Genomic DNA, 13,488 nt, shown 5'->3' on the forward strand with positions numbered 1-13,488 from the left:
ATGAAAAAAGTCGCTTTAATTTCTCTCTGTATTTTGACCGCACTTTCTGCTTTTGCCGATACACCTAACACGGCAACAGCATCCATCAATCTTGAGCAAGAAAAACAAAACTGGGCGTCAATACAGCATCAAGACTACTTAAAACGTTTAAAACAACGTGAAACCTTTTTACAGGTTGAAGGTTTGCTAAAAAGTGCGGTAAAAAAACAGCAATTTTCTGAAGCGACTCAAAATATCACAAAAACCTTAATAGATTCACTGCAAGGCTATCCTTTGCAATACGATTTACTAGCACGCTTTTGGGAAAGCAAAATCGCCTTTTTGCAGAATGATGATATCCAAGGCAAGCAACAAGCACTTGATGAACTGAACGCATTAGCTCAACAAAATTACCCTTTTGTGACGCTAGTATTTCAAGTCTTATTACAAAAACTATCCACTTCAAACGAACAACAAACATCAGCAACTTCAGATAATACTAAAGAAAATAACAGGGTTCAAAAAGAACAAAATCAAGTAGAAAATCCTAAACAACTTGCTGAAATTGTAAGAAAAAGTGATCCTAACACTTTAGATAAAACCGTATTAATTGATGCTTTCCCACGTTATCTTAAAACGCTACCTGAACAAATGAATAACCCAAGTTTTGAATCCTATCAAAAATGGGCAAATACTTGGCAGCTCTCAGAAGATGAAATCAAACAGTGGAAAATAGCCTTTTTAAATCATTTTTTTGATAATGAAAACGCTGATTTTCAAAAATGGCGTGATGAACAAATCCAACAATTAAAAACAGATAATCTAACCGAACGCCGTTTACGAATGGCAATTTGGCAGAAGACCGACCTTTCTCCGTGGCTTAATTCACTTACTACTGAAGGAAAAGCAAAACAAGAATGGCGTTATTGGGAAGCTAAACAAGATATATCAAAAAATATAGAAAAACTAACCGCACTTTCAAAAGAGCGGGGGTTCTATCCAATGTTAGCTTCTGCACAATTAAAGCAAGCATATAAAGTCGATTATCCAATAGCACCAAGTTTTACTGTAGCAGAACAACTTCCTTTCGAGCAAGTTTTCGCCATGATTCGAGAACTGAGAGAACTTGGACGAAATGGTTTAGCAAAACAACGTTGGCGAATTTTACTTGATAATGCTGATTTCACAACTCAGCTAAAACTTGCAGAATATGCTGAAAACCAACAATGGTTTGAATTAGCTGTTGATGCTTCTATTGTTGCAAAAGCGTGGGATTATCTGTCCCTTCGTCTGCCAAATGCTTATCCTGAATACTTCAATGCAACATTACATAATTTAAATATCAGCAAAACTTTTGCTATGGCAATCGCCCGTCAAGAGAGTGCTTGGAATCCAATGGCACAATCTTCTGCAAATGCGCGAGGCTTAATGCAACTTCTGCCAAGCACGGCAAAATTGACCGCAGAGAATAATCAGCTGCCTTATCAAGGCGAACAAGATTTATTCAAACCATTGAATAATATTTTGCTAGGTACCGCACATCTGAATGAACTCAATGGAAAATATCCTAATAATCGAATATTGATTGCAGCAGCTTACAATGCAGGGGCAAATCGAGTAGAAAAATGGTTAAGTCGCGCGAATGGAAAATTAGCATTAGACGAATTTGTCGCATCTATTCCGTTTTACGAAACTCGTGGTTATGTGCAAAATGTAGTCACTTATGACTTTTACTATCAAATTTTACAAAATAAAGAAACCCCACAAATCTTTAGCCAAGAAGAATTGAATCGGCTATACTAAATGCACTAGTTTAATAGTGTGGAATGGGAGCGTAATTATGTATATCAGCCGTAATTTAGAACAATGGAATGCATTTCTTGAAATGCTAAAAATCGCCTTTGAAGAAAACAAAGCACAGGAGTTTCTAACCTTATTATTAACTGCAGACGAACGGGATGCAGTAGGATTGCGTTTGCAGATTGTCTCTCAGCTGATTGATAAAAATATGCCTCAGCGTGAAATTCAACAAAATCTTAATACAAGTGCCGCCACAATCACTCGAGGTTCCAATATGATTAAAACGATGGATCCTGATTTTATGCAATGGATGAAACAACATCTTGATCTCATTGAAAAAAACTAAGCGAATTTTTACCGCACTTTCTCACTTATTTAGTCTTAAATGGTGGAAAAAAAACTGGCAGCGAGTTGTCTTTCGTTTTTTTTTCGCCGTTTTTGCTTTGTTGCTGATTTTTCGCTTTGTACCTATTCCATTTTCCGCTTATATGGTACAACAAAAAATCGCTAATCTTTTACAGGGCGATTTTCGATATCAAATCCAATATAACTGGGTCAGCCTAGAAAATATTTCTCCAAACATTCAATTAGCTGTGATTTCATCAGAAGATCAGCGTTTTCCTGAACATTTCGGATTTGATTTTGAGGCTATCCAACGAGCGATTCGGTATAACGAAAAATCTAAAAAAGGAATCCGAGGAGCATCAACCATTTCCCAGCAAACCGCTAAAAACTTAATGCTTTGGCATGGACAAAATTGGCTACGAAAAGGTTTGGAAGTTCCAGCAACTATGTTGCTCGAGCTGACTTGGTCAAAAAAACGTATTTTAGAGGTGTATTTAAATATTGCAGAATTTGGGAATGGCATTTTTGGTGTGGAAGCGGCAAGTCGCTATTACTTTAAAAAATCAGCTAAAAATTTATCTCAAAATGAAGCCGCACTTTTAGCTGCTGTGTTGCCCAATCCAATCATTTATAAAGTAAATAAGCCAAGCTTATTAGTTCGTAAAAAACAAACTTGGATTTTGAGACAAATGGGAAATTTAGGTACTGAATACTTGAGCCATTTATAAAAAATCCAATCGAATTTCTAAAGTAAAACAAACTAAAAAATATTTACTTAATACATAAAATAAAAAAACGAGTCTTAGACTCGTTTTTTTATTTATAGCATTTTTATTACAGGTTTATTACCGCAAATAACACCCAAACAGTATAAATTGTGGCTAAACCATAAAAGATAAATCCACCAGCTGGCACATGCACTTTAAGATCGTGCATACCATGGTGAATACGGTGTAAACCACACCACATTGGGAAAATAGTAAGCACTAAAATAACTAATTTACCAATCCAAGAATAAGCAAAAGTAATTAAATTATGCGCATCGACTAAACCAAATGGTAATAACAAACCGATAATTAAAATAACGACAGGGAAGAAAATTGCACTCACTGTGCCGCCTGCACCGAACATTAACCATACTGGCGGTTCGCCGGAGCGTTTTGGATTTTGATCAACCATTTTTTCTCTCCCTTAAATATAAACTAAAACTAAAGCAATCACGCTAACTAATGCAGTTACCGCCCAAAGTGCATTTCTTACAACAGTGTGGGGTAAGCGTTCATTTTTCACAATAATATTCATCACTTTTGGTGTCATTAAGAAATATGTCACCGTATGATAAAGCGTTGCAATAAGCGTAATAATATTTAAGAACACCACAATTGGATTTCTTAAAAACTCAATAAAGCTCAAGATGCCTAAGCCTGGCATTGGATTGCTTGCGAGGCAAAGAACACCATAAAGCAACACGATACAAAACCATACAGCAAAGATTGAAGTCGCTTCACGTAGCATATAAGCTTTATAGAAGTCCAATTTTTGCCACCAAGTCGCTGTCATTGGACGAACATATTTTTTACGTTTACTCACTGTTACTGACATTCTTTCCCCCTTAGCCTTTTGGTTTGAGCATAGAGATAACATAATCTTTGGCACTTTCCACTTTTCCTTGGTTAATTGCAGAAGCAGGATCCACATGTTTTGGACAAACTTCTGAGCAATAGCCAACGAAAGTACAACTCCAAACCCCGTTTTTACCATTTAACAATGACATACGTTTTGCTTTACCATGGTCACGGTTATCAAGATTATAACGATGAGCCATTGTAATCGCTGCAGGGCCTAAGAATTCAGGATTTAAACCAAATTGAGGGCAAGCGGCATAGCATAAACCACAGTTGATACACATTGAGAATTGACGATATTTCTCAAGCTGTGCTGGCGTTTGTTTAGTACGGCTTACTTGCAATTCTTTCGATGGATGTGGTTTACCATCTAATGCAGGTGCTTCGTTACCAATAATATAAGGTTTAATTGCCTCTAAACTTTCAATAAAGTGGCTTAAATCAACCACTAAGTCGCGTTCAATTGGGAAGTTTGCTAACGGCTCAATACGCATATGACCGCTGTAATCACGTAAGAACGTTTTACAAGCCAATTTCGGTTTGTTATTCACCATCATCCCACAGGAACCGCAGATCGCCATACGGCAAGACCAGCGATAAGAAAGAGATGGTTCAAGTTTATCCTTAATATAACCTAACGCATCAAGCAAGGAGGTTTGATTATCATAAGGTACTTGATAAGTACTTAGATGCGGCTCTTGATCGATTTCAGGATTGTAGCGTAATACTTCAACATTCATTACTGGTGAATTAGCCATTTGCTTGCTCCTTAGCTTTCGCAGCGGCTTCTTGAGCTTCTGCTTCCGCACCGTAAACACGTTTTGCAGGTTGAGATTTAGTAATTTTCACCGGACTGTATTCAATACGCGGTGCACCATTCTCATTGTAGAAAGCAAGTGTGTGTTTTAAATAATTTACATCGTCACGTTCTGTGTAATCTAAGCGCTGGTGAGCCCCACGAGATTCTTTACGTTCAATCGCTGAATTAGCAATAGATTGTGCAACATCTAGAATGTAGCCCAACTCAACTGTGTAAAGTACATCTGTATTGAACACACTTGAGTTATCTGCAACACGAATACGTTTATAACGTTCTTTTAATTCTGCAATTTTATCTACTGCTTTTTGCATACTTGCTTGGTCACGGTAAATACCACAACCTTCTTCCATTACAGAACCCATTTCATCGCGGATCTCAGACCAAGATTCATTACCTTCTTGTTTATGAAGAGCTTCTAAGCGAGCAACAACATCTTTTGCTTGAGCATCAACCGCACTTTGGTTTACAGATTGAGATTCAACTGCACGTTGTGCCGCATATTCCCCTGCAACACGACCTAACACAACAAGTTCAGCTAAAGAGTTAGAGCCTAAGCGGTTTGCGCCATGTAAACCTGAAGATGCACACTCACCTACAGCAAATAAACCTTTGATACGAGTTTCGCTGTTAAAATCAACCTCAATACCGCCCATGGTGTAGTGAACAACTGGACGAACAGGGATTGGCTCATTCACTGGATTTACACCTTCATAAGCACTTGCTAGTTCACAAATAAATGGCAGACGCTCATGTAAATATTTTTCACCAAGATGACGTAAATCTAAATGCACCACATCTACGCCTTTCGCAGTTTTTAAGGTATTACCTTTTTTCCATTCTTGCCAGAATGCTTGAGAAACTTTATCGCGAGGACCAAGTTCCATATATTTATTTTGAGGTTTACCAATTGGTGTTTCTGGTCCTAGCCCGTAATCTTGAAGATAACGGTAGCCATCTTTATTAACCAAAATACCACCTTCACCACGACAACCTTCAGTCATTAAGATGCCGGTATTCGGTAAACCTGTTGGGTGATATTGAACAAACTCCATATCACGAAGTGGTACACCATGACGATACGCCATAGATAAGCCGTCACCTGTTACAATACCGCCATTGGTATTGAATTTAAATGCACGACAACCACCTCCAGTTGCAATAACAACCGCATTGGCATTAATTTGAACAAGCGAACCTTCCATCATGTTCATTGCAACCATACCACGAGCATGGCCATCATCAACAAGAATATCTAATACGAAGTGTTCATCAAAACGTTGGATTTGTGGATATTGAATAGAAGTTTGGAAAAGCGTGTGTAATAAGTGGAAACCTGTTTTATCAGCAGCGAACCAAGTACGCTCAATTTTCATTCCACCGAAACGACGTACGTTTACATCGCCATCAGCTTTACGGCTCCAAGGGCATCCCCAACGTTCTAATTGAGTCATTTCCACTGGTGAATGTTGTACGAAATATTCCACAACATCCTGTTCGCAAAGCCAGTCACCACCCGCAACAGTATCTTGGAAGTGTTTATCGTAAGAATCTTCCTCTTTGATAACTGCCGCTGCACCACCTTCTGCTGCCACAGTATGGCTACGCATTGGGTACACTTTTGAAACTAATGCAATTTTTAAGTTAGGATTTGCTTCTGCTGCTGCAATCGCTGCACGTAAACCGCCGCCACCAGCGCCAACAATCGCAATATCGACATTAACTGTTTGCACGATATCCTCCAATAAATGTAGAAAGTAAAAAATAGAAATCACCCTAAAAGGGTAATCTAGTGAAGTCATTCTGCCATTTTTTGTTACAAATTAATAACGTTTTTTATGTAGGGAAAGGGGAAAAGGATGATTTTGTGATCTACCTCAAAAAAGCTTAGATTGAGTTGAGAAGAGCTCTCGTTTACAATGATGCAAATTTAAAAATGGGAATAAAAATGACCGCACTTACTCATTGGCAACCTTCTGCTGATATAAAAAATCTGCTTAAACGTGCAAAAATTATTGCTGAAATTCGTCAATTTTTTACAGAGCGAGGCTTGCTTGAAGTTGAGACGCCTGTTCTAAGTGAATTTGGCGTTACTGATTTACACCTTTCCACATTTAGCACAGAATTTCTCGCGCCTTTTGGTGAACAATCCAAAACACTTTGGCTTTTTACAAGCCCTGAATATCATATGAAACGCTTGCTTGCTGCAGGCAGTGGACCGATATTCCAAATCAGTAAAGTGTTCCGTAATGAAGAAGCTGGTAATCGCCACAATCCAGAATTTACTATGCTGGAATGGTATCGACCGCACTTTAGTATGCATCGTTTAATTAATGAGGTAGATGATTTACTCCAACAAATTTTAGATTGCCCACCAGCAGAAAGTTTAAGCTACCAATTTGTTTTCCAAGAATATGTAGGTTTAGATCCCTTATCTGCAGAACGTTCAGAATTAATCGAAGCAGCGCGTAAACATAACTTTATAGCTGAAGATGATGAAGAACGTGATACTTTATTGCAATTCTTATTTAGTGAAGTCGTTGAACCTCAAATAGGAAAAGAACGACCTGTTGCGGTTTATCATTTCCCTTCAACGCAAGCAGCTCTGGCACAAGTGAGCCCAGAAGATCAGCGAGTTGCAGAACGCTTTGAGTTTTATTACAAAGGGTTAGAACTGGCAAATGGTTTCCATGAATTGACCGATGCACGAGAACAAAGACATCGTTTTGAATTAGATAATCAGCAAAGAAAGAAACATGGATTACCAACTCGAGATATTGACGAACGTTTTCTGGCTGCATTAGAAGCAGGCTTACCAAATTCTTCTGGCGTTGCACTAGGAGTTGATCGTCTGATTATGGTTGCCCTAGGTTGTGAGAAAATTAATGAAGTGATTTCTTTTGCTGTGGATAATGCCTAGACGAAAAGTGCGGTGAAAAATTTACCGCACTTTTGATTTTTATTTACTGATCCATAATGGCAATCGTATAGTAACGGCAAGTCCTCCTAGTGGGCTTTTTTCAGCCCAGACCTTTCCTTGATGCTCCTGAATAACATTAGACACAATCGCCAATCCAAGTCCTGTTCCGCCAGTCGTTCTAGTTCGCGTTTCATCCACTCGATAAAACGGTTTGAAGATTTTTTCAAATTCATCTGGATGGACTCCAGATCCGTTGTCATCTATACGGATCCTGAGAAATTCTTCTTCTTCTTCTTCTTCTTGGATAAAAATATGAAGTTCGATCTTATCCTTGGTGTATTTGAGTGCATTTGTCACGATATTTTCAACCGCACTTTCCAGCAATCTAAAATTGCCGTTAAGTTGTAATTCATTTTTGGGTAAACGAATATTTGTGAGAAACGTTATACCTCGTTGCTCTGCCTCAAATTTGGCATCGTTGATAATATCAGTCCAAAGCGTATTGGCATAAAAAATATCCCGTTCAACTTGACTATTCATTTGATGGCGTGAAAGTAGAAGTAGCTCACTAATCATTTTATCCATTCGCCCTATTTCTCTTTCAATGCGTTTTACACTATCTGTTTCACCACATTCATGACGAACAAGCGCTGTAGCTAACTGCAAACGAGTGAGTGGCGTTTTTAATTCATGTGAAATCGATGAAAGTAGTGTTTGTTGATTAGAGATTAAATGATCAATAGAAGATGCCATTCGATTAAAACTTTGACCGACTTGGCGTAGCTCTAATGGACCATTAGCCACTAAGCTCTTATCAATTTTGAAATTGCCTAATGCCACTGAATTCGCCGCTTCTTGCAAGCGAGAAATAGGCTTAGTCAGCATTCTTGTGAACCACCAAAGCAATGGGCTGGTGATTAAAAGAATAAGCAAAATCAATATAATCGGTCTATCAAAAATGTAATTAAACATTTCTCGTTGTGGATTAACGTAAGAGATAAAGTACAAGGCATAAGAATTTGTCTCATCTCCCAAATACACTTGAAATGGACCTGAAATCTGAACTTCATTGAAATTTTTACGTTTGGGTTCTGAAAAATCACCTGATACATCCGCAAATCTTCGGATATAAGGTACTTCCTCTGGTAGTTCCCCTAGAATATCTTTAGTTTGTAAATTAATAAGAATGGGTCTGGAGGGTTGAAATTTATCTGTATGTAAAACGGGAACTTTTGCAATAAGCCCTTTTAATTGACCGTTGCGGATAATATCGATAATTTTTTTTTGATAGGTAACAACATCTGCTTCTTTTAAAGGCGAATAGACTCTGAGATCGAGAGTAGGCACAGCGATCACAAGACTCATCATGGCAAAAAAAGTAAACCAGAATATAGCAAATGTTCTGATCGCAAGTTGATTTAAACTGAAAAGACTGCGCAATTTCATAAAACTAGGTCACTAAAAGATATCCTTTTCCACGTAAAGTTTTAAACCAAGGCAGTTTACTTTTTCGTTCTGGTAATTTGCGTCTCAAATTAGAGATGTGCATATCAAGAGAACGATCAAATGGGGTTAGTGGTTTTTCCATTACTTCTAAACTTAATTCTTCTCGACTAATAACATTTCCCTTAGATTTAAGCAATAAACAAAGAATCTTAAACTCATAATCCGTTAAATTGAGATTTTCTTCATTATAGGTTGCAATTCCGTGAGAAAAGTTGAGAATAATTCCGTCAAAAGAAAGGATTTCTACATTTGCGGTATTATTTGAAGGAGATGCACTACGACGCAAAATCGCCTTAATTCTTGCAATAAGCTCACGATCGTTAAAAGGCTTGGGTAAATAATCATCCGCTCCCAATTCTAAGCCTAATACGCGATCAATGTCTTCGCCTCTTGCTGTCAGCATCATCACTGGCACGTTAGAGACTTTACGAATTTCTTTTAGTGTTTCGACACCATTTAACTTTGGCATCATTACATCAAGCAAAACCAACTCGTGGCTTTCATCAAGTTTTTGTAATGCCTCTAATCCATTATTTGCTGTTTGAACGTCAAACCCTTCTAGCGTTAAAAGGGATGAAAGTAATTCTGTCAGTTCAACATCGTCATCAACGAGCAAGAGTTTTGACATTGGAGATTCCTTTTACCAATTATTCTTATTGTAGTGCGGTGAAAATAAAAAGATTATTTCCAGAATTTCCACCAACTTGATTTTGGTTTCTCACCTGTTTCAATAATGGTGTTATTTTCGCCTTGTTGTGAAACCTCTGGTAAAGGTTTATCAAGATGGGTTTCTGTCACAATCCCACGTTGATCAAATTTTACTGTGAAAGTGTGTTGAACAGGTGTTTCATAAGCACGTTGTTGTAAGAATACGTAGTACCAAGTGTAGTTATTATAAGGGTCGATTAATACTGGCGTACCCAACAAATATTGTACTTGTTGAGCAGTCATGCCTTCTTTAACCTGAGCAACTGTAGTCGCCTCTAAATAGTTGCCTTGCGGTACATCAATTCGATATACAACTTTTTCAACGGTGGAACAAGAAGCGAGGCTTAATGCTAAAAATGTTGCGCCTAAAAGTGTTTTAACTTGCATTTTCTTTACCTTAATTTGTGCAAAAGTACTGTCAAATAATACCCAAAGTTGGCTATGTTTCCAAATTAATTCTCTGATTTTAAAGCCTTTTGTAATTGATCTTTTAAATTTGGCGGTAAACCTTTGATGGTTAGGGTATCTGTCATAGGATCCCATTGAATACGCGTATTCAATAATTCCGCATCAAAACTTAGGGTAACGCCCTTTCCTGACCCAGAGAATTTTGTTAGCGATTTCAATGTTGAATGAACAGGCGGAATGCTCTCTTCCAAACCATAATTCTGTTCTTCCGTAAAGGCGACAAAAGGCTGTTCGTTTAGAGTGGGTAATGAATCAGAAAGTTCCCTTAATTCAATATTGTTACCGTTTGAAAGCTGACCTTTACAATATTCAAACACTTGTTTTTTTACCGCTTGAGTTTGCTCTTTGTTGAGTTCGCCTTGATCGCAGTAATCACTCACCGCTTGCAATAAACACTGATTTTGAACCTGTGGATTTAATCCTTCTTCAGCACCTAAGAAATCCATGAAAAAATCACTAATTTTGCGACCTACACGGCCTTTTATGAAAGTTAAATAACGATTAGAGTTCGCATTTACTTGCAAATCCGTCAAATTTATCCGTGCCGCAATATCAAACTGAGTTATATCAAGATATTCTGTACGGTGAATATCTAAATGCTCATCGACTAACATACTATGGCGGCTATCAAGCAATGCAATAAACAAATAATCTGTCGCTAAGAAATTATATTGGCATAAAATCAAGGTTCCACTTTCTGCAAAGTTATATTTACCTAATTCATCTGCAAGCAATTTTGTTGAATATTGACTAAATCCTAAAAACTCAATTTCTTGTTCCAATAAACGATTTAAATGTTGTGCAAATATAGACTTTTCCTGAAACACACCAAAAGCCTTAGCTTTATTTTGATAGCCTTGATGAAGTTGCAACATCATTTGTTCTACTTCTGGCGTAATTGACAGCAACTCATCGCGTAATACGCTTCCCATTTTTATGCTATCGCCATCCACATTTTTGACTAACTGATGCAAAACAATTTGATTAACGGTAATACTCATTTTTGTCACCTTTGAAAAATTTGTTGCAAATTATAACCGCACTTTTTCAGCAAGAAAAAAGAAATTATTTAGGTTCTACCAAATAATCGGGTATCATAAGCCAAATTTTTTGTTTTATTTTTGACATTATGGCTCAACATTCTAAATATTCTGATGCTCAATTAAGTGCGATTGTAAACGATATGATCGCAGTATTAGAAAAACATAAAGCACCAGTAGATCTCTCCTTAATCGCATTGGGTAATATGGCAAGTAATCTATTAACTAGCAGTGTGCCGCAAACTCAACGTGAGGCATTGGCTCAAGCGTTTTCTAATTCCTTAATCAATGCAGTAAAAACACGTTAATATGAAATGGATTAAAAAAGGCACCTTCAGCGGCAAACAATACCGCGATGACGTTTCACGAAAAATTTCGTGGGGTCATTGGTTTGCCTTTTTTAATATTATTGTTGCTATTCTTATTGGCGCACGTTATGCCTTTATCATTGACTGGCCAGATACTCTCGCAGGAAAACTTTATTTCTTTGTAAGTTTGCTCGGGCATTTCAGTTTTAACGTTTTTGCGTTGTATTTACTCGTTGTCTTTCCTCTGAGTTTCATTGTTAAAAATCACCGCACTTTTCGCGGATTAACCGTGATTTTTTGTACCATTTGTACAACCTTATTATTATTTGATACCGCTGTTTTCAATCGTTTTAATCTGCATTTATCCTCTGTGGTATGGAATTTGCTGGTCAATCCAGAAAATGGCGAAATGTCACGCGATTGGCAGATTTTCTTTGCACCAATGCCGATTATTTTATTAGCGCAGATGTTATTTTCTCGCTGGAGTTGGGAAAAATTACGTAGTCTTGAACGCCAAAAATGGCTAAAAGCTGTCGGTGTATTCTTAACTTCCATGTTTATTACTACGCACTTAATTTATGCTTGGGCAGATGCTTATTTATATCGCCCAATTACGATGCAACGCTCTAATTTTCCTCTTTCTTATCCAATGACAGCCCGTTCTTTTTTAGAAAAACACGGTTTCATTGATGGCGAGCAGTACGCACAAACATTAAAACAAGAGGGACGTTTAGAGGCCTTAAAGATTGATTATCCTAAAAAAACGCTCACTTTTACACCAATTGACAGTAAACCAAACATTTTGATGATCACTGTTTCTGGATTACGTTACGATGCCATTTCTCAAGGCAAAATGTCCAAGTTAGCTGAATTTGCAACGAGCGCAACAGAATTTACGAATCATTACAGTACTGGTAATAGTAATAATGCAGGATTAGTAGGATTATTTTATGGCTTAAATGCAAATTACACCGATAGCATTTTAAGCAATCATACCCAATCTGTTTTAATCGAAAAATTACGTGCTGAAAATTATCAACTAGGTTTATTTTCTGCTACGAATTTCAAAGATAGCGTCTTCCGCCAGGCATTATTTCGTGAAATAAAACTTTCATCGAATAAAACCAACAAACCAAATAATGAAAGTGCGGTAAAAAATCTCAATGATTTTATTAAAGCACAAAAAATAGACTCACCTTGGTTTGCTTATTTGGATTTAGCCTTGGAGGCTAAAAAACCATCAGATTATGACCGCACTTTGCAGGATATTGATTCTCTTTTAGAAAAAACGTTAGAAAATACACCGCTTGAAAATACATTAGTCATCATCACGTCAGAGCATGGTTTAACCTTTAATGAAATGAATGAAAAAGAGCGAGAAAACTACTTTGGGCGCGATGAGGTTCAAGTGCCATTACTTGTATATTGGAAAGATTTACCAGTAGGCAAACAGAATGAATTAAGTAATCATGCGGATATTTTCTCTGCATTAATGCAGACAGTATTCCGTGTAGAAAACCCGTTGATGGATTATAGTCAGGGACGTAATCTCTTTGATCTTAAAGGGGATGATTGGGTACTTGCCTCTAATTTCCACTGGAATGTGGTGATTCAACCTGATGGAACACAATATCACATTGATCGCAAAGGTAATTACAAAAAATTTGATAAAGATTATATCGAGCAATCTTCAGACAGACCGCCACTTGGAATCTTCTTAGAAGCCTTCCAATTACAAAATTTCTTCTTTGAAAAATAATCTATAAAGGTAAAAAGTGCGGTTAATTTTGACAGTATTTTATATCCTTTTATTCATCTCGTGGGCTTCTATGGAAGTTGTGTAGATAAGTCTAAGTTATGTAGGGTGGGCGTTAGCCCACGCGTTTATTAAGTTCTTATAGAATAGTGATTATATCTAATTAGATATGTGAATGCCCGCGTTACGACAAATAACCTATAAGTGCATAAAAGA

14 protein-coding genes are annotated in these 13,488 nt (G+C 37.3%); 6 read left to right on the plus strand and 8 right to left on the minus strand.

Going from position 1 to position 13,488, the window contains the following annotated elements; all coding sequences use genetic code 11:
- The 3 genes from DV428_RS03315 to mtgA are packed head-to-tail and all read left to right on the plus strand — an operon-like array spanning position 1 to position 2,852.
- Positions 1-1,782 (plus strand): transglycosylase SLT domain-containing protein, encoded by a 1,782-nt coding sequence (locus DV428_RS03315; RefSeq protein ID WP_114908676.1) that lies wholly within the window; start codon positions 1-3, stop codon positions 1,780-1,782.
- 37 nt (positions 1,783-1,819) lie between these two features.
- The gene (gene trpR, locus DV428_RS03320; RefSeq protein WP_114908677.1) at positions 1,820-2,125 is read left to right on the plus strand and encodes a trp operon repressor; all 306 of its coding nucleotides are present in this window, start codon (positions 1,820-1,822) and stop codon (positions 2,123-2,125) included.
- A complete protein-coding gene (gene mtgA, locus DV428_RS03325; RefSeq protein WP_114908678.1) occupies positions 2,112-2,852 on the plus strand; it encodes a monofunctional biosynthetic peptidoglycan transglycosylase in 741 nt (246 codons plus the stop codon). Before trpR ends, mtgA begins: the two co-directional genes overlap by 14 nt.
- Before the next feature lie 106 nt (positions 2,853-2,958).
- Here mtgA and frdD read toward each other — a convergent pair whose 3' ends face one another.
- Genes frdD through frdA form a run of 4 tightly spaced genes read right to left on the minus strand, consistent with a single transcriptional unit; the run spans position 2,959 to position 6,299 of the window.
- A complete protein-coding gene (gene frdD, locus DV428_RS03330) occupies positions 2,959-3,303 on the minus strand; it encodes a fumarate reductase subunit FrdD (protein WP_005631316.1) in 345 nt (114 codons plus the stop codon).
- Between the two features lie 12 nt (positions 3,304-3,315).
- Positions 3,316-3,726: a fumarate reductase subunit FrdC gene (frdC, locus tag DV428_RS03335; protein WP_005631314.1), complete on the minus strand. Its 411-nt coding sequence runs from the start codon at positions 3,724-3,726 to the stop codon at positions 3,316-3,318.
- Between the two features lie 10 nt (positions 3,727-3,736).
- Entirely contained in the window at positions 3,737-4,507 is a 771-nt protein-coding gene (locus tag DV428_RS03340; RefSeq protein WP_005639269.1) for a succinate dehydrogenase/fumarate reductase iron-sulfur subunit, read from the minus strand.
- Positions 4,500-6,299 (minus strand): fumarate reductase (quinol) flavoprotein subunit, encoded by a 1,800-nt coding sequence (gene frdA / locus DV428_RS03345; RefSeq protein ID WP_046939079.1) that lies wholly within the window; start codon positions 6,297-6,299, stop codon positions 4,500-4,502. The genes DV428_RS03340 and frdA overlap by 8 nt, the downstream gene beginning before the upstream one ends.
- A 215-nt stretch (positions 6,300-6,514) precedes the next feature.
- Between frdA and epmA the strand changes: the two genes are divergently transcribed.
- The gene (gene epmA / locus DV428_RS03350; protein ID WP_114908679.1) at positions 6,515-7,486 is read left to right on the plus strand and encodes an elongation factor P--(R)-beta-lysine ligase; all 972 of its coding nucleotides are present in this window, start codon (positions 6,515-6,517) and stop codon (positions 7,484-7,486) included.
- Positions 7,487-7,525: 39 nt separating this feature from the next.
- Here the strand turns inward: epmA and cpxA are convergent, their stop codons facing one another.
- The 4 genes from cpxA to yejK all read right to left on the minus strand — a co-directional run bounded on the left by cpxA (position 7,526) and on the right by yejK (position 11,169).
- Entirely contained in the window at positions 7,526-8,932 is a 1,407-nt protein-coding gene (gene cpxA, locus DV428_RS03355; RefSeq protein WP_114908680.1) for an envelope stress sensor histidine kinase CpxA, read from the minus strand.
- Between the two features lie 4 nt (positions 8,933-8,936).
- Positions 8,937-9,620, minus strand: coding sequence for a response regulator (locus DV428_RS03360; protein ID WP_114908681.1), 684 nt, complete (start codon positions 9,618-9,620; stop codon positions 8,937-8,939).
- Between the two features lie 53 nt (positions 9,621-9,673).
- On the minus strand, positions 9,674-10,087 hold the full coding sequence (gene bamE / locus DV428_RS03365; protein ID WP_105905196.1) for an outer membrane protein assembly factor BamE: 414 nt from the start codon (positions 10,085-10,087) through the stop codon (positions 9,674-9,676).
- A 65-nt stretch (positions 10,088-10,152) separates the two neighbouring features.
- Complete coding sequence (yejK, locus tag DV428_RS03370; RefSeq protein WP_114908682.1) at positions 10,153-11,169, minus strand: nucleoid-associated protein YejK; 1,017 nt, start codon at positions 11,167-11,169, stop codon at positions 10,153-10,155.
- A gap of 128 nt (positions 11,170-11,297) precedes the next feature.
- Between yejK and DV428_RS03375 the strand changes: the two genes are divergently transcribed.
- Entirely contained in the window at positions 11,298-11,516 is a 219-nt protein-coding gene (locus DV428_RS03375; RefSeq protein ID WP_105881916.1) for a YejL family protein, read from the plus strand.
- Position 11,517: 1 nt separating this feature from the next.
- Positions 11,518-13,275 carry a DUF3413 domain-containing protein gene (locus tag DV428_RS03380; RefSeq protein ID WP_114908683.1) on the plus strand — a complete coding sequence of 586 codons (1,758 nt, stop codon included), beginning with the start codon at positions 11,518-11,520 and terminating at the stop codon, positions 13,273-13,275.
- The last annotated feature ends 213 nt before the right edge of the window (positions 13,276-13,488 follow it).

Source organism: Haemophilus haemolyticus (genome assembly GCF_003352385.1).
Lineage (GTDB): Bacteria > Pseudomonadota > Gammaproteobacteria > Enterobacterales > Pasteurellaceae > Haemophilus > Haemophilus haemolyticus_I.